The organism is Pandoraea pnomenusa (genome assembly GCF_000767615.3).
GTDB lineage: Bacteria > Pseudomonadota > Gammaproteobacteria > Burkholderiales > Burkholderiaceae > Pandoraea > Pandoraea pnomenusa.
Genome location: NZ_CP009553.3, coordinates 3,989,336 through 4,004,634 on the forward strand (window position 1 = coordinate 3,989,336; position 15,299 = coordinate 4,004,634).

The following is a 15,299-nucleotide window of genomic DNA, read 5'->3' on the forward strand; positions in this document are numbered from 1 at the left end:
CCATGAGTGCCCTCGACCTGACTTTCGTGCTGGGCGGTGCGCGCTCCGGCAAGAGCGCGTACGCCGAGCGCCTGGCCGGACAAAGCGGCCTGCCGGTCACCTATCTCGCGACCGCCGCCGACAGCGACGAGCCCGAGATGCGCGCGCGTATCGCCCATCACCGCGCCAGCCGCCCCTCGCATTGGCCCACACGCGAAGTCGGCCGCGATCTGGCGGGCGCCCTGCGCGACGTGGCCCGAGACGGACAATGCGTACTCGTCGATTGCCTGCCGTTGTGGCTTGCCGGCTGGCTCTGCCCGCCCGACGATCATCCCGACGGTCCGGCCAGCGATGCGCAATGGCGCGAGACACTCGATTCGCTCGCGCACACGCTCGCGTCACTGCCGGGCAAGATCGTCGTCGTGAGCAACGAAATCGGACTCGGCGTGATCCCGATGGGATCGCTCACGCGGCGCTATGTCGACGAACTCGGACGTCTGAACCAACGCGTGGCCGCGCTGGCCCCGCAAGTGCGTTTTATCGTCGCCGGCCTGCCCATGGCCGTCAAAGGATGATCGACGATGCTCACCGGCCTCGCTCCCGAATCGCTTTGGCTCGCCGCACTGATCGGCGTGTTGCTCGATGCCTGGCTTGGCGAGCCGCGCCGGTGGCATCCGCTCGTGGGCTTTGGCCGTGTTGCTAACGGCGTGCAGGCATGGCTCAACGACCCCGCCACCCGTGACAAACCCCTGAGCGCCATGACGCGCGGCCTGTGGGCCTGGTCGCTCATGCTCGTGCTGCCCGTGCTGATCGCCTGGGCGCTCACGTTCCTGCCCGGCTGGGGCGGCGTGCTGTGGCAAGCGCTGGCGCTGTACGCCGCGCTGGGTGCGCGCAGCCTGCGCGAGCACGTGATGCCCATCGCCCGCGCGCTGCGCGACGGCGACCTCGCGCAGGCGCGCGCCCTCACGGCGCGCATCGTCTCGCGCGACACCGAAGACGCCAGCGCGTCCGACCTCGCTCGCGCCGCTGTTGAATCGACGCTCGAGAACGGCAACGACGCCATCTTCGGTGCGCTTTTCTGGTTCGCGATCGCAGGCGCCCCCGGCGTAGTGCTGTTCCGGCTGGCGAACACGCTGGACGCCATGTGGGGCTATCGCACCGACCAGTTCGTCTACTTCGGACGCCCGGCCGCGCGCATCGACGATGTGCTGAACTGGATTCCCGCCCGTCTGACGGCTGCAAGCTACGCAATCTTCGGCGACATGTCGCGCGCCATCGCCTGTTGGCGCACGCAGGCCGGCGCCTGGTCGAGCCCGAACGCCGGACCGGTAATGGCCGCCGGCGCCGGGAGCCTGGGCGTGCAACTCGGCGGCCCGGCCCGCTATCACGGCGAATGGGAAACGCGCCCGGCGCTGGGCTGCGGCATGGCGCCTTCCGCGCAACATATCAAGGCCGCCTGGCGCCTCATCTCGCGCTCGATGTGGATGTGGCTGCTCGTGAGCGGCGCACTCGCCCTCTTCGCCGCATCGCAGGCCGACACCATGCCCGTGAGCCTGGTGTGAGCGCGCGGCGACTCCATTTGCATTCATGGCAGCCAACGAATTCGACACACGCCTTGCCTCACACGCCCCCCGCCATGGCGGGAATCTTGGCGAAGCCGTAGCCCGGTATCGACGCCCTCGTGAAGACTGGCTCGATCTGTCGACCGGCATCAACCCGGTCGGCTATCCCGTCCCGATGCCACCGGCCAGCGTCTGGCGCGACCTGCCGGATGCCTTCGACGATCTGCTCGACGTCGCGGCGCGCTATTACGCGGTGCCCGCCGGCAACGTCGTGCCCTGTGCCGGATCGCAAGCGGCGATCCGGGCGCTGCCCGCCCTGCTGCGTCCGGGCCGGGTGGCGGTCGCCACGCTGACCTACAGCGAGTACGCGCCTGCCTTTGCAATGGCCGGCCATACCTGCGTGCCGTGGCTCGGCCCGGAAGCCGGATTGCCCGACGTCGACTATCTGGTTTGGGTAAATCCCGATAATCCGACCACTCGCCGCGTGGCACCCGAGACCCTCTCACGATGGCAAGGTGCGTTGGCGCGTCGCGGCGGCCTGCTCATCGTGGACGAGGCCTTCGCCGATGTGTCACCGGCCATGTCGATGGCGCCGCATGTGGGGCGCGACGGCCTGGTGGTGCTGCGTTCGGTGGGAAAGTTCTTCGGGCTGGCGGGTGTTCGCGCCGGGTTTGCGCTATGTCCCGAATCTCTGGCGAAGCCGCTTGGCGAGCGGCTGGGCGCGTGGACGGTCAGCGGACCGGCAAGGTTCGCTGTCCGAACCGCCCTGCGCGATACGGCGTGGCAGACAGCGGCGCGAGAGCGGTTGCTGCGCGACGGCGAGCGGTTGCTGAGCCTGTTGCGGGCGCAGGGATGGCCGGCGCTCGGCACGCCGTTGTTCGCCTGGAGCGCACATGCGCTGGCGCCCCGGTGGCATGCGGAACTGGCCGGCCAAGGCGTCTGGACTCGCCTGTTCGACCCCCGCACCGTCACGCTGGGCGACGGCGGCACGCGGACCTTGCCGAGCCTGCGCCTTGGCCTTCCCGACAGCGAGCCCGCGTGGCAGCGATTGGGCACGGCGCTTGCCTCGATCCCGCGCCCCTGATCCGTTCCCGCGAACGTTTGGGGAACTGCCTTGGGACACAGCCATCCAATTTTCTCGTTATGCTTTGCGTCGGGCGCCACGCCGCGCAACCGTCGATCAAGCGGCGTGCCGGAGGGAATTGCGGCCCGTTTCGTTACAAATTGAAGCATTTCTGCAACAAATGCACACAGTCATCGCCCATGGGCGCCGTTAGACTGAAGGTTCTTTCGCAAGGGCTTTCCCAAGATAAAAGGACGACCAAATGAAAAAACTGCCTCTGTTGCTTGCTACGCTCCTGACCGCGGCCGTCGTGACGGCAGGTTGCTCGAAGAAGGAAGACCAATCGGCCGCACCGGCCGCCGACACGTCGGCAACGGCACCGGCCACCGCCGCACCGGCCAGCGATGCAGGCGGCGCCATGAGCGCACCTGCGTCCGACGCAGGCGCGGCCGCACCGGCACCGGCGTCGAACTAACGCCAGGCAAGGCTCGGTGCGTCACTGTTACGGCCGCCGTGCCGTAATGCAGTGCGCCGAGCCGCCCGGTTTCGACGCTTGGCTCCAGTAACGCGCTGACATCCTTCGAAACCGGTTTGACGACCGCGCCCCCTGTTCTCTTCGGAGACAGGGGGCGCGGTCGTTTGCGTTTGCACTCACGCCTGTGCCTGCATCAGCGGCGCCTCATTTGACCACCGTCACGCCGCCGTCGATCACACCGTAGGCCTTCACCTTGCTCGATCCGGCGGATGCATTGGCGCCATCCGGGCCGTCAGGCGCGGCGCACGCGCCGAGCATCGTCGCCAATACGAGCGTCAACGCGCTCTTCCAGCCCATCCTTCCGAAATTTCGTTTCACGAATTGCACTCCTTATTGCATTGTCCATCGTCGTCGACGAGGCCGATTTCCTGTTCCTGTCGGGGCCATCGCGCTCAAATCCGGTAACGCGTCATTCGCGCACGCGGCCCCGCCCAATACGTCACGCGGAGTTCGACAGCATTGGCGCGGCATCGGTTCGCCGGGAGATCGCCGCGCGTGTGCACGCCGCCCTTGCCGGAACGCCCGAACGCATTGAAAATGGCGGACCGGTCGGCGCGGCGACCTTGCGCCGGCGGACTCCCTGCCCTCTGCGGCGGCCACCCCGTTGTCCGCCCCTGCTCCGATGTCACTCGATCATTCTGCCCCGCTCGCCTCTCACGCGCCTCGGCGCGCAACGTTGGCACCCCTGAAGCGGGCCGCCGTGGCGGCCACCGGTCTTGCCCTCCTTGTCGCGTCTTCCATCGCGCACGCCGCCGTAACGGTCAAGGACGACTCGGGCGCCACGGTCACACTGCCCGCGCCGGCCCGGCGCGTGGTGAGTCTCTCGCCGCACGCAACCGAATTGCTCTTTGCGGCCGGGGCCGGTGACAAGGTCGTGGGCGTCGTGAAGTATTCCGATTTTCCGGAGGCCGCCCGCCGCCTGCCGCGCGTAGGCGACAACAGCGCGCTCGATCTCGAGCGCATCCTCGCGCTCAAGCCCGATCTGATCGTGGTGTGGATGCACGGCAACTCGCAACGCCAGGTCGAAGCCCTGCGCCAACTCAAGCTGCCGGTGTTCTATTCCGAACCCAAGCATCTGACCGATCTGCCCGCGGCCATCGAAACGCTGGGCACGTTGATGGGAACGCCCGCGAAAGCGCAGGCGTCGGCGGAGGCGTTCCGCACGCGCTACGAAGCACTGCGCAAGCAGTACGCGTCCCGCGCGCCGGTGTCGGTGTTCTATCAGGTGTGGACGCAACCGCTCATGACGCTCAATGGCACGCACATGGTGAGCGACGTCATCCGCCTGTGCGGCGGCGTGAACATCTTCGCCGACGAGGCGCCGCTCGTACCTCGCGTGTCGGTCGAGGCCGTGCTCGCGAAGCAGCCCGAGGCCATGTTCACCGCCACGCCGGGCGCCACCGCGTCGGACAAGCCCCTCGCCACGCTCGACAGCTGGCGCAAATGGCCTCAGTTGCCCGCCGTCGCCCACGACAATCTGTTCGGCATCGACGGCGACCTCATCAATCGCCCGGGCCCACGCATTCTCGATGGCGCGCGCGCGATGTGCGAAGACCTCGACATTGCCCGCGAACGCCGCACCCCGTCGGCGAAGTAGCCCACGGCGAGGGGCGTGGGCGACACGGATACGCCGGGTTACCCGTTCCAGCGCACCAGTCGCACCTGGCCGTCGTCGGCCAGTCGAAGATGGCACAGGCCGCCGAAGTCGAGCGTCCATGACAGACATGCGGTCATCGGCAAACCCAGCGCCGTGGCCGTATGCAGCCGGATCGGTCCGGCATGCGCCACGACCACGTGGACATCGCCGGGCGCGCACGCCGCGTCGCCAAGCGTGCGCATCCAGGCATCCATGCGCAAGACGACGTCGCGTGCCGACTCGCCGCCGGGCGGTCTGAATCCGGCGACGTCGCGCGCCCATGCGTCGAGATCGTGTCGCGCGATGTCATCCCAGGGCTGCATCTCCCAGGCGCCGAAATCCATTTCGGCCAGACGCGCGTCTTCGCGCACCGGCAGTCCGAACGTCAGCGCAAGCGCATCGGCGGCGTGTCGCGCACGTTGCAGCGGACTGCTGTGCAAGACCACGGGTGCGCGAACGCCGAGCAGCGACGCGAGCCGCGAGCGCATCGAAGCGAGCGTGGCGTCGAAGCGCGTGCGATCGAGTGCAAGATCGGTGCGGCCGTAGCACAACGCCGGCGAGACATCCGGCGGCGGATGCCGCATCAGGATCAGATCCATGCGCACACCGTCAGGTACAACGCCAGCTCGCCGAGCTGTTGCGCCAAACCGAGCGTGTCGCCGGTGTAGCCACCGAGGCGGCGACGCAAATAGCGGACAAGGCCGGCACGCACCACCACCAGTACCGCAGCGCCGCTCACACCGGCACGCCAATCCGGCCAGATCCACCACGGTGCACTGCACAGCACGCCGAACGTCAATGCGCCGAGACTCAGGCGCTGCGCGATCGGCTTGGCCTTGCCCTGCGCACGCACATAGTCGAGCGAACGCAGCAAGCTGATCGCCATGCTGCGACTTGCGGCATGCGCACCGATCGATACGACGGCGAAGCCGCCCCATCCGGCGGCGGCCTGAATGTCGACGAGCGCCTGCCATTTGATCGCCAGCGCGAGCCAGAGCGCCACCGCACCATAGGTGCCGATGCGCGAGTCGTGCATGATTTCCAGCGCTCGCTCGCGCGTGAAAGCGCCGCCGAAGGCGTCGACGGCATCCGCGAGGCCGTCTTCATGAAACGCGCCGGTGAGCAGAACGCTCACGGCAAGTCCCAGCGCGATCGCCAGATGCGGCGACCACAGTGCGCCCATCGCCACCGTAAGCCCCGCGACGAGCGCGCCGACAAACACCCCCACGAGCGGGAAATAGCGCGTCGCGGCGTTCAGTTGCTCGGGCGAATAGCCGACCCACCGTGGAATCGGCACCCGGGTGAAGAATCCCAATGCGGTGAGAAACAGCCGGCACTGTCCCTTGAGTCCGCCGAACGACACTTCGCCGCTACCAGGCACGTCCACGTGCGGCGAAGCCGCCGCAGCCGTCAGGGCCGGCGGCGGGGCGCCGTCGTCGCTGCACCGACCGTGCTCGTGGTCGTGCTCGTGGTCGTGCCGCGGATCGGACGGCAAAGGCGTCATGACGCGCCGGCCTCCCGGTCGCTGACGCCCGCGCCCTCGAACGTGGCCATCTCGCGCAGGAATGCGGCGGCGGCCTGGATGACCGGCATGGCCAGCGCCGCGCCCGTCCCCTCGCCCAGGCGCAGGCCCAGTTGCAACAGGGGCTGCGCGCCGAGCGCGTCGAGCATGGCACGGTGGCCGGTCTCGTCCGAGGCGTGTGCGAAGACGCAATAATCGAGTACGGCCGGCGACACGCGTGCGGCGACCAGCAACGCCGACGTGCTGATGAAGCCGTCGACCACGATCACCAGCCCGAGCTTGGCCGCGGCGAGATAGGCGCCGGTCATCATGGCGATCTCGAAACCGCCGAACGTGGCGAGCGTGTCGAGCGGGTCCGGGGTCGGGTCGGACGAAGGATGCGCCGCGAGCGCGCGCTCGAGCACGGAAGTCTTACGCACGAGCCCCGCGTCGTCCACGCCCGTGCCGCGCCCAACGCACGCCGCGAGTGGAAGACCGGTCAGCCGCTGCATCAGGCATGCCGCCGACGACGTATTGCCGATCCCCATCTCGCCGAAGCCGATCATCCGCGTGCCGCGCGACGCGTGCGCGACAACACGGGCCGCCCCCGCGGCAAGCGCAGTCTCCAGTTGCTCGCGCGTCATGGCCGGCGCGTCGAGGAAGTTCCGCGTGCCACGCGCCACCGGAATGTCGACGAGCGACGCGTGTGCCGGAAAATCGGCGGCCACGCCGGCGTTCACCACTTCCAGTTCGATGCCCTGCGCCCGACAGAACACGTTGATGGCGGCCCCGCCGCGCAGGAAGTTGAGCACCATCTGCGCGGTCACCGCCTGCGGATACGGACTGACGCCCGCCGCGACGATGCCGTGGTCGCCCGCGAACACGAGCATGGCCGGGCGGGCGAGCGCGGGAGTGTCGCTCTGCTGAATGCGACCGACCTGCAGCGCCACCCGCTCCAGGGCACCGAGACTGCCGGGCGGTTTGGTCTTGATGTCGATGGCGTGCCGCAGGCGAGCGTCCATGGCCGCGGAAGGCGCGGCAATGTCGAACAGTTCGGAGAGCAACGGGCTGAAAGCAGTCATACGGAGAAACTTCCTGAAACGTTAGGACTACGATTACATTTCGACGCCGGGCTGCGCGCGAATCCCTTCGGAAAACGCATGCTTGACCGGCGTCATGTCGGTCACCGTGTGCGCGGCGTCGATGAGCGCCTGCGGTGCGCCGCGTCCGGTGATCACGACGTGCTGCATTTCGGGACGCGCGTTCAGATCGGCGATCACGGCGTCCACGTCGAGATAGCCGAGCTTGAGCGCGATGTTCAGCTCGTCGAACAGCACCAGCCCGAACGCGGGGTCGCGCAACATGCGTCGTGCCTGCGCCCAGGCGGTCTGCGCCTTGGCGATGTCGCGTTCGCGATCCTGCGTGTCCCACGTGTAGCCCTCGCCCATCACGTGGAACTCGCAGGCCTCGGGAAAGCGGCGAAGGAATTTTTCTTCGCCCGTGGGGATCGCGCCCTTGATGAACTGCACGACGCCCGTCTTCATGCCGTGCCCCATGGCGCGCACCACCATGCCGAAGCCCGAGCTCGACTTGCCCTTGCCGTTACCGGTGGTGACGACAATCACGCCGCAGTCGCGCTGCGCCTTGGCGATTTTGTCGTCGATCACCGCCTTTTTTCGCACCATGCGATCTCGGTGGCGGGTATTGCGTCCGTCTTCGTCGGCCGGGCCGGTCGAATCCGGTTCGGAAGACATCGGTTCTTGCGTCATGGACGGCACCTTTCAAAAAGTGGGCACGCGGCGCGGATCGCGCGCGTGCGGGGATGGAGGTATGCCTCGGGCGAGAGCGGTCGCCACGCGCATCGAGGGACGGATCAAAATGCGGACCTGGACGTTCATGATCGGCGAACGGGAATCAGCGCCTCGTCGTCGCCGTCGCGAATGAGGCGCAGCGGGTACCCGAACGCATCGCTGCAATGCTCGGCGCTGAGCACTTCGCGCACGGCGCCGGCCCGCCATCCGCCACGGCCGTCGAGCAGCAGTGCATGCGTGGCGAAGCGGCGCGCGAGGTTCAGATCGTGACACGAGAAGACGACCGCGGCGTCGTCTCGCGCGGCGTGATGGGCCAGACACGTCAGCGCATCGATCTGGTGATGCAGATCGAGATGCGAGACGGGTTCGTCGAGCAGCAGCAGCGGCGTGGCCTGGGCCAACACCGCCGCGAGCGACACGCGCTGCCGTTCTCCGCCGGAGAGCGTGGTCACGTCACGCGCGGCGAAACCCGCCATGCCGACCTGGGCGAGCGCCGCCATGGCCGCTTCGACGTCGGCATCCGACTCCCATGCCCCCCAGCGACCCTGTACGAGGTGCGGATGACGCCCCGCGAGCACCACCTCCAATGCGCTCGCACCGAAGGCGTCCCGGGTGAGCTGCGGCATGAGCGCCCGGACCTTTGCCAGCGCCGCCGGACGCCATTGCGCCAGCGGCCTGCCGCCGATCTCCACGCGGCCGCCCGCGTGGATCGACGCGTTGCGCTGCGCCCTGTCGTCGAGTTCGCGCAGCCCAGCGAGCGTGCCGAGCAACGTCGTCTTGCCCGCGCCGTTGGGGCCGGCCAGACACCAGCACTCGCCGGGAGCGACCACGAGATCGAGCCAGTCGACGAGCACGCGTTGACCGGCGCGCAACGTCACGGCGTGGGTTTGCAGCAGCGGGGCACTCATCGGATCACCCGGCGCGAGAGCAACCAGAGGAATACCGGAACGCCGATCATCGCGGTGATGACACCCACGGGCAACTGCGTCGGCGCGAGTACCGTGCGGGCGATGAGGTCCGCCAGCATGAGGAGCGCGCCGCCCGCGAGCGCCGCGGCCGGGAGCAGCATGCGCTGGTCGTTGCCGAAGCGCTGACGCAGGATATGCGGCACGACCAGGCCAACGAAGCCGATACTGCCGCCCGTGGTCACGGAAACCGCCGTGGCCAGCGACGCCGCCAGGTACACGCGCGCGCGCAGCGGGCCGACCGCCACACCGACGGCCTGCGCAACGTCCTCGCCGCGCAGCAGCACGTTCAGGCGATGAGCGACCGGGCACACGATGAGCAGCGTCGCGCCGAGCGTGACGAGCGGCAAAGCAGCACGATCGACACCGTTCAGATCGCCCGTGAGCCAGAACAGCATGCCGCGCAGGCTGGCATCCGGCGCGAGCGTGAGGATAAGCGTGGCGAGTGCCCCGAACCCGGCGGCCATCATCACGCCGGTGAGCAGCAGCCGGGTGCTGGTGTCCTGATCGCCGGGACGAAGAAAACTGCGATGGGAAAGCGCCATCACGAGGACGATGGCGGCGAGCGCACCGAGGAAGGCGCTCGTCTGCACCCAGAAGAACGGCAGCATGAGCGCGAGTGCGCCCAGCGCGGCAACGCCCGCGCCGCCGGAGATGCCCAGCACGTAAGGATCGGCCAGCGGATTGCGCAACAGGGTTTGCATCAGCGTGCCCGCCACCGCGAGCAGGCCGCCGCACGCGAAGGCCGCCAGCGCGCGCGGCAGGCGCAGGCGCCACACCACGTCGCCCGCGAGGCCGGCGTCGTGGCCGAGCGCGAGCGTGCCGAGCGCGCGCAGCGAGACCGGCACGCTCCCCAGCATGAGCGACGCCACCAGGATGGTCAGCGCAAGCGCTGCCAGTCCCGTCCAGATGGCGAGTGCGCGGCGCGGCGTCATACCGTACCGCGCCGCGCCACGCCCGTCAGGGCGTCGTCAGAACTGCTTCCAGCCGAGCGAGACGTAGATTGCTCGCCCGAGGGTGTTGTAGCCATAAACCGTCTGGTAGTTCTTGTTGAAGACGTTGTCCAGATGCGCCGAGACGTACCAGGATTTGTCGATATCGTAGCGTGCCTGCAAGTTCACGAGCGTGTAGGCGCCGAGATGCTGACCGCCCGTATCGTAACGCTCGCCGCTGTAGAACACATCGCCACCGACCGAATACTTGTCGAGGAACTTCTGCGTCACACCGACCGAGGCGAATTGCTTCGCGCGGCGCGCGAGCACCTTGTTGGCATCGAGATCCGTCGGGTTCTGCCGGGTGAACGAGGCCCGTACGTCCGTGCCCGTCCACTGGATCTTGCCCTGATAGGTCAGCTCCAGGCCCTCGACACGGGCGTTCGCCACGTTCGCCGCCGTGTAGGGCGATACGGTGAGCGACTGGATCAGGTTCGTGTAGTTGGTGCGAAACAGGGCCAGCTTGGCCAGACCGAAACGCTCGTCGTAGAACTGCACGGCGAGTTCCTTCGAGATGGAGCGCTCGGGTTGCAGGTTCGGATTGCCGAAGCCGGGGTAGAACAGTTCGTTGAAAGTCGGTGCGCGGAAACCGTCCGATGCGTTGGCCATCAGCTTCCACTGCGGCGTGAGGCGATAGCCGTAGCCGACCCAGTAACTGTTCGCGCCGCCGAAATCGGAGTAGATGTCGCGACGCACGGTGGCCTGCACCTCGTGCTTGCGCGCGAAGACGCCTTCGTAGCCCACGTAGAAGGAGTCGAGGTGGCGGTTGTTGCGGTTGTAGACCGTGCTGCCGTCGACCGTCTGCTCCTGGCGCGTGTAGCCGCCGATCAGCTTCTGGTCCGGCATGAAGACATATTCGTTGGCCCAGTCGATCTGGTTGGTCGACGTGTGGAAGTTGCCGTTGCCTTTGCCGTTCAGGTAGTTGTAGCTGTAGTCGTCGCCCTGCGTGACGCTCAGGCGCGTGTTCCACTTGTCGGTGACGTTGCCCTTCGCGTAGGCGGAGAGCTGGCGCACGCGTGCATCGGTGTCGTTCAGGTCGGTGGGCTTGCCGAAGGCGTTGTCGTAGCTGCTGCTGCCGTCGCTCTGGAACAGGCGCGCGCCGACCTCCCACGTGTCGCCGAGCTTGCGCGAGAGCGACGCACTCACGCTCGTGTTGTCGTCGCCGTTGCGGTTCGGGTTGGCTTTCGGGAGGAAACGCGGGTCCTGCGCGGAGATGCCGTTGGTGTGAAAGCGCGAGACGTCCAGCGAGAAGCGCGTCTTGCCATCTTCGAACGACCCCGCGATGCCGGCGTTGGCCTGCGTGGTGTTGTTCGTGCCGTAGCCGACTTCGGCGTGCGCCTTGGGCGGGCCGCCGTCACCCTGGCGCGTGAAGATCTGGATCACGCCGCCCACCGCTTGCGACCCGTACAGCGCCGAGACATTGCCGCGCACGATCTCGATATGATCGATTTGCGACACGGGAATCTGGGCGATGTTGGTCGTGCCGGTCGTGGCCGAATTCACCGGCACGCCGTCGATGAGCACCAGCGAGGCGTTCGAGGCCGCGCCACGCATGAAGAGGCTTGCCGACGTGCCGAAGCCACCGTTCTGGACGATTTCCACGCCCGCCTGACCGCGCAGCAACGAAGGCAGGTCCTGCGCCTGGCTGGCCTCGATCTGGGCGCGCGTGATGACCGAGGTGGAGGCCAGTGTATCCGCGAGCTTCTGCTCGCTGCGCGACGCGGTCACGACGGTGGTGTTGAGTGTGGCGTCGGACGAGGCGGACGAGGCGGACGATTGCGCCTGCGCCGCCGCGCCGGTCGCCAGCAGGGCGGCGGCAAGGGCGAAACGACTCGGGGCGTGAAACCGCGAGGGCTTGCGCAGGGTTGATCGCGGGGTCAGTCGGGAAAGCATGGAGAGGACGGCGGGTGCCGGCGCGAGACGCGCCAGTGCAGGCGCGTGCGGCGCCATCGCGCGAACGTGGGTGCGCATGATCGGGTGTGACTTCCGTAGTTTTCTTATTGCCTAGACCCGTTCCCCCGCGGGCCGCCGGCGCAAGGGGAGCGCCGGTGACACGTCACGGATGCCGGGCATCGATACATGAAAACGACGAAGGCCGCCACGGCAAGGCCGGACGGCGCGCTTTTCCCCACTCACTGCGGCCGGTATCCGGGCTGGTCATCATGGCGCCTGACCGGCCTTCCCGCGAGCGGGTAGCTCACAGTGGCGATATAGGCGAGGCGCGTTTTCGGAAACCTTTCGGGCCGAAAGAATGACTTACCGTTGCGGGGGCAGCACAGGTTGGCCAGCCCGTGTGGGGACGCGGCTCCCTGTTTCCCGTTTAACTGCGCATGCCGGGGGGGCGTGCGCGAGCACCGAAGTGCCGCAAGTGTAGGGGCCATTCGAACGAGCGTCAATGCTCGATCGTCGGGCATTGGCCGCCGATTCCGTTAGAATGTAGGGCAATCAAGAGGACGCAGCCCGATGCTCACCGATCTCGACAATCTCACCGACAAAATTGAACAGTTGGTTGTGATCAGCCAACGTTTCCATCAACACAACCAGGCACTGCTCGCCGAACTCGATCGCGCGCGCGTCGAATGCGAGGACACGCGCACGGCCCTCGAGCAATTGCGCGCCGAGCGTGACGCCCTGCGGTTGCAGCGCGATCAGCTCGCCGCGAAGATCGACGAGGCACAGGTTCGCCTGAATGCCATCCTGGAAAAGCTCCCGACGCAAAACCCCGCTGAGGGTCAGATGGATCTGCTCGGCACCCCCGGTGGAGAAAACGCATGACGATCAAGCAGCTCGAAGTCAATATCCTGGAACAGTCCTACCGGCTCGCCTGCCCGCCGGAACACGAAGCCGATCTGCTGGCCTCGGTGTCGCGCGTGGATGCCGAAATGAGCAAGGTTCGTGCGCAAAGCAGCGTGCGCGGCACGGACCGCATTGCCGTCATGGCAGCGTTGAGCCTGGCATCCGAATTGCTTGCGCTGGAGAAAAGTATTGCTGCCGGACAAGCATTCCCCGCCGAAGAAATTCAGAGTAGAATGCAACGCATGAACGAACGACTGAGTGCAGTGATCGATCAGTATCAAAGCTGAAAGGCACCCACCACCGTTCGATTCGAAAGGTTAGTTTTCCCTGCCTGGTTCGCGAAAGTCATAGATTCCTTGAACCAATGATCTGTTGCAGGTTGCGGAAGTTTGTAGTGCTGGCGTGAGCGTCACTCTGTCTGATGAACCCAAAGCGCTACTAACCGCGACCACCTTGAACCTCACGGTTCAGGATGCCGGCTTAGCGGCTGAGGCGGGGACCCAATACACGGCACTGCGTACGCAGTGCCGTTTTTTTTCGACATCGCAACGGCCATCCTCGTGGCGTCGGGGGCATACGGGCCGGCAAGGCGCCGGCCCTGCCGTCCATCAGAACTGCGCTTCGTCGAGCGACAGTGCCGAATCCGCCCCTTGCGTGATCGACTGCGCCAGACCCGGTGCCTGCGTAAGCACGTGGTCCGCGAAGAACCGCGCGGTCCCGATCTTCGCGTCGTAGAACGACGGGTCCTGATCGCGCAGCTTCTGCGCGGCGAGCAGCGCACGGCCCATCTGCCAGCCGCCCAACACGATCCCTGCGAGCTTCAGATACGGCACGCTGCCGGCGAATACCGCATTGGGGTTGTCCTGCGTGTTGGCAAGTACGTAGTCCACGACCATCGACAGCGCTTCGCGCCCCTTGGCCAGACGTTCGGCCACCGCCTCTCCCACACCGCCCGCCGCACGCAACGCGTTCTCGGTCGCCATGATCTGCTCACACAGCGCATTCGCCACCGCGCCACGATCGCGCAAGGTCTTGCGACCAATGAGATCGTTTGCCTGAATCGCCGTCGTGCCTTCGTAGATCGGCAGAATGCGCGCGTCGCGATAATACTGCGCCGCACCGGTCTCTTCGATGAACCCCATGCCGCCATGCACCTGCACACCGAGGCTCGTGACCTCCAGCGACATCTCGGTGCTCCAGCCCTTCACGATCGGCACGAGGAATTCGTAGACCGCCCGCGCGCGTTGGCGCACTTGCGCGTCGGCCGCGTGATGCCCGATATCGGCCTGCGCCGCCGCCACGTAGGCCAGCGCGCGTGCGCCTTCGGTGAGCGCGCGCATCGTCATCAGCATGCGCTTGACATCGGGGTGCTGAATGATCGCTACCGCCTCGCGCGACGAGCCGTCCACCGGGCGGCTTTGCAGACGATCACGGGCGTAGGCCACGGCATGTTGATATGCACGCTCGGCAACCGCCACGCCCTGCATGCCGACGGCGAAGCGCGCCGCGTTCATCATGATGAACATGTATTCGAGGCCGCGATTCTCTTCGCCAACGAGGTAGCCGGTCGCGCCACCATTGTCGCCGAACTGCAGGACGGCGGTCGGACTCGCCTTGATACCGAGCTTGTGTTCGATGGACACGCAGTGCACGTCGTTACGCGCACCGAGCTTGCCCTCCGCGTCGACATGGAACTTCGGCACGATGAACAGCGAAATGCCCTTCACGCCCGGCGGCGCATCCGGCGTGCGCGCCAGCACGAGGTGGACGATGTTCTCGGCCATGTCATGCTCGCCGAACGTGATGAAGATCTTCGTGCCGAAGAGGCGATAGCTGCCGTCGGCTTCGCGTTCGGCGCGCGTGCGCACCAGCGCGAGATCGGACCCGGCTTGCGGCTCCGTGAGGTTCATCGTACCGGTCCACTCGCCCGAGAGCAGCTTCGGGACGTAGCGCGCGCGCTGCGCATCGCTGCCGGCGGTGAGCAGCGCCTCGACGGCGCCGTCGGTCAGGAGCGGGCACAGCGCGAACGACAGGTTCGCGGCGTTGAGCATCTCGGTGCACGGCGTGGCCACGAGCTTGGGCAAGCCCTGGCCGCCAAACGCCTGCGGGTGCGCCACGCCTTGCCATCCCGCTTCGGAGAACTGACGGAAGGCGTCCTTGAAGCCGGGGGTGGTCGTGACCACGCCGTCCTTCCACGTGCTCGGCTGCTGGTCGCCGATGACGTTCAGTGGCGCGAGCACTTCCTGATTGAAGCGCGCCGCCTCTTCGAGCACGGCTTGCGCGAGTTCGGGCGAAGCGTCTTCATAACCGGGCAGCTGCGAGATGCTCGTCAGGTCCGCCAGTTCGTTCATGACGAACTGCATGTCCTTGATCGGGGCCTGATAACTCATGTCGTTCCTCCAAGGGATTCCGATTGCCTGCGGATGGTGGCGAATGCCGGGATTCTTGTTGTTCTGTTT

General features: G+C 66.9%; 16 protein-coding genes, 1 other RNA gene and 1 riboswitch. Of the genes, 8 read left to right on the forward strand and 9 right to left on the reverse strand.

Features of this window, described 5'->3' with window-relative positions:
- The first annotated feature begins 2 nt into the window (after positions 1-2).
- The 4 genes from cobU to LV28_RS41800 all read left to right on the forward strand — a co-directional run bounded on the left by cobU (position 3) and on the right by LV28_RS41800 (position 3,079).
- On the forward strand, positions 3-554 hold the full coding sequence (gene cobU, locus LV28_RS41785; protein WP_023597120.1) for a bifunctional adenosylcobinamide kinase/adenosylcobinamide-phosphate guanylyltransferase: 552 nt from the start codon (positions 3-5) through the stop codon (positions 552-554).
- A gap of 6 nt (positions 555-560) precedes the next feature.
- Positions 561-1,541 carry an adenosylcobinamide-phosphate synthase CbiB gene (cbiB, locus tag LV28_RS41790; protein ID WP_023873473.1) on the forward strand — a complete coding sequence of 327 codons (981 nt, stop codon included), beginning with the start codon at positions 561-563 and terminating at the stop codon, positions 1,539-1,541.
- Between the two features lie 25 nt (positions 1,542-1,566).
- A complete protein-coding gene (cobD, locus tag LV28_RS41795; RefSeq protein WP_023873471.1) occupies positions 1,567-2,625 on the forward strand; it encodes a threonine-phosphate decarboxylase CobD in 1,059 nt (352 codons plus the stop codon).
- A gap of 241 nt (positions 2,626-2,866) precedes the next feature.
- Positions 2,867-3,079 (forward strand): hypothetical protein, encoded by a 213-nt coding sequence (locus tag LV28_RS41800; protein WP_023597123.1) that lies wholly within the window; start codon positions 2,867-2,869, stop codon positions 3,077-3,079.
- Positions 3,080-3,283: 204 nt separating this feature from the next.
- On the opposite strand, the gene LV28_RS48855 is transcribed toward LV28_RS41800, so the two are convergent.
- On the reverse strand, positions 3,284-3,457 hold the full coding sequence (locus LV28_RS48855) for a hypothetical protein (RefSeq protein WP_155765760.1): 174 nt from the start codon (positions 3,455-3,457) through the stop codon (positions 3,284-3,286).
- A gap of 367 nt (positions 3,458-3,824) precedes the next feature.
- On the opposite strand from LV28_RS48855, the gene LV28_RS41805 reads away from it, so the two are divergent.
- Entirely contained in the window at positions 3,825-4,736 is a 912-nt protein-coding gene (locus tag LV28_RS41805; RefSeq protein ID WP_048806856.1) for a cobalamin-binding protein, read from the forward strand.
- A gap of 38 nt (positions 4,737-4,774) precedes the next feature.
- Here the strand turns inward: LV28_RS41805 and cobC are convergent, their stop codons facing one another.
- From cobC to LV28_RS41840, 7 genes are all read right to left on the reverse strand, one after another.
- A complete protein-coding gene (cobC, locus tag LV28_RS41810; RefSeq protein WP_038620303.1) occupies positions 4,775-5,374 on the reverse strand; it encodes an alpha-ribazole phosphatase family protein in 600 nt (199 codons plus the stop codon).
- Positions 5,365-6,279 (reverse strand): adenosylcobinamide-GDP ribazoletransferase, encoded by a 915-nt coding sequence (locus tag LV28_RS41815; RefSeq protein WP_081326926.1) that lies wholly within the window; start codon positions 6,277-6,279, stop codon positions 5,365-5,367. The genes cobC and LV28_RS41815 overlap by 10 nt, the downstream gene beginning before the upstream one ends.
- Entirely contained in the window at positions 6,276-7,358 is a 1,083-nt protein-coding gene (cobT, locus tag LV28_RS41820) for a nicotinate-nucleotide--dimethylbenzimidazole phosphoribosyltransferase (RefSeq protein ID WP_023597128.1), read from the reverse strand. Before cobT ends, LV28_RS41815 begins: the two co-directional genes overlap by 4 nt.
- A 33-nt stretch (positions 7,359-7,391) precedes the next feature.
- The gene (gene cobO, locus LV28_RS41825) at positions 7,392-8,045 is read right to left on the reverse strand and encodes a cob(I)yrinic acid a,c-diamide adenosyltransferase (RefSeq protein ID WP_371328130.1); all 654 of its coding nucleotides are present in this window, start codon (positions 8,043-8,045) and stop codon (positions 7,392-7,394) included.
- Positions 8,046-8,170: 125 nt separating this feature from the next.
- Positions 8,171-8,995 (reverse strand): ABC transporter ATP-binding protein, encoded by an 825-nt coding sequence (locus LV28_RS41830; protein WP_023597130.1) that lies wholly within the window; start codon positions 8,993-8,995, stop codon positions 8,171-8,173.
- Positions 8,992-9,987: a FecCD family ABC transporter permease gene (locus LV28_RS41835; RefSeq protein WP_038620301.1), complete on the reverse strand. Its 996-nt coding sequence runs from the start codon at positions 9,985-9,987 to the stop codon at positions 8,992-8,994. Before LV28_RS41835 ends, LV28_RS41830 begins: the two co-directional genes overlap by 4 nt.
- 36 nt (positions 9,988-10,023) lie before the next feature.
- On the reverse strand, positions 10,024-11,937 hold the full coding sequence (locus LV28_RS41840) for a TonB-dependent receptor plug domain-containing protein (RefSeq protein WP_438361532.1): 1,914 nt from the start codon (positions 11,935-11,937) through the stop codon (positions 10,024-10,026).
- A gap of 229 nt (positions 11,938-12,166) precedes the next feature.
- Positions 12,167-12,418: riboswitch (cobalamin riboswitch) on the reverse strand.
- Positions 12,419-12,507: 89 nt separating this feature from the next.
- On the opposite strand from LV28_RS41840, the gene LV28_RS41845 reads away from it, so the two are divergent.
- From LV28_RS41845 to ssrS, 3 genes are all read left to right on the forward strand, one after another.
- Positions 12,508-12,819 carry a hypothetical protein gene (locus LV28_RS41845; protein WP_023597132.1) on the forward strand — a complete coding sequence of 104 codons (312 nt, stop codon included), beginning with the start codon at positions 12,508-12,510 and terminating at the stop codon, positions 12,817-12,819.
- Positions 12,816-13,127: a cell division protein ZapA gene (locus tag LV28_RS41850; RefSeq protein ID WP_023597133.1), complete on the forward strand. Its 312-nt coding sequence runs from the start codon at positions 12,816-12,818 to the stop codon at positions 13,125-13,127. The genes LV28_RS41845 and LV28_RS41850 overlap by 4 nt, the downstream gene beginning before the upstream one ends.
- Positions 13,128-13,161: 34 nt before the next feature.
- Positions 13,162-13,343, forward strand: a non-coding RNA gene (ssrS, locus tag LV28_RS41855) — 6S RNA.
- Positions 13,344-13,448: 105 nt separating this feature from the next.
- On the opposite strand, the gene LV28_RS41860 is transcribed toward ssrS, so the two are convergent.
- Positions 13,449-15,230 (reverse strand): acyl-CoA dehydrogenase, encoded by a 1,782-nt coding sequence (locus LV28_RS41860; RefSeq protein ID WP_038620299.1) that lies wholly within the window; start codon positions 15,228-15,230, stop codon positions 13,449-13,451.
- Between the last annotated feature and the right edge of the window lie 69 nt (positions 15,231-15,299).

Coding starts and splice junctions, on each gene's coding strand:
- cobU (WP_023597120.1), top strand. CDS start 3: ATGAGTGCCCTCGACCTGACTTTCGTGCTGGGCGGTGCGCGCTCCGGC.
- cbiB (WP_023873473.1), top strand. CDS start 561: ATGCTCACCGGCCTCGCTCCCGAATCGCTTTGGCTCGCCGCACTGATC.
- cobD (WP_023873471.1), top strand. CDS start 1,567: ATGGCAGCCAACGAATTCGACACACGCCTTGCCTCACACGCCCCCCGC.
- LV28_RS41800 (WP_023597123.1), top strand. CDS start 2,867: ATGAAAAAACTGCCTCTGTTGCTTGCTACGCTCCTGACCGCGGCCGTC.
- cobC (WP_038620303.1), bottom strand. CDS start 5,374: ATGGATCTGATCCTGATGCGGCATCCGCCGCCGGATGTCTCGCCGGCG.
- LV28_RS41815 (WP_081326926.1), bottom strand. CDS start 6,279: ATGACGCCTTTGCCGTCCGATCCGCGGCACGACCACGAGCACGACCAC.
- cobT (WP_023597128.1), bottom strand. CDS start 7,358: ATGACTGCTTTCAGCCCGTTGCTCTCCGAACTGTTCGACATTGCCGCG.
- cobO (WP_371328130.1), bottom strand. CDS start 8,045: ATGACGCAAGAACCGATGTCTTCCGAACCGGATTCGACCGGCCCGGCC.
- LV28_RS41830 (WP_023597130.1), bottom strand. CDS start 8,995: ATGAGTGCCCCGCTGCTGCAAACCCACGCCGTGACGTTGCGCGCCGGT.
- LV28_RS41835 (WP_038620301.1), bottom strand. CDS start 9,987: ATGACGCCGCGCCGCGCACTCGCCATCTGGACGGGACTGGCAGCGCTT.
- LV28_RS41840 (WP_438361532.1), bottom strand. CDS start 11,937: ATGCTTTCCCGACTGACCCCGCGATCAACCCTGCGCAAGCCCTCGCGG.
- LV28_RS41845 (WP_023597132.1), top strand. CDS start 12,508: ATGCTCACCGATCTCGACAATCTCACCGACAAAATTGAACAGTTGGTT.
- LV28_RS41850 (WP_023597133.1), top strand. CDS start 12,816: ATGACGATCAAGCAGCTCGAAGTCAATATCCTGGAACAGTCCTACCGG.
- LV28_RS41860 (WP_038620299.1), bottom strand. CDS start 15,230: ATGAGTTATCAGGCCCCGATCAAGGACATGCAGTTCGTCATGAACGAA.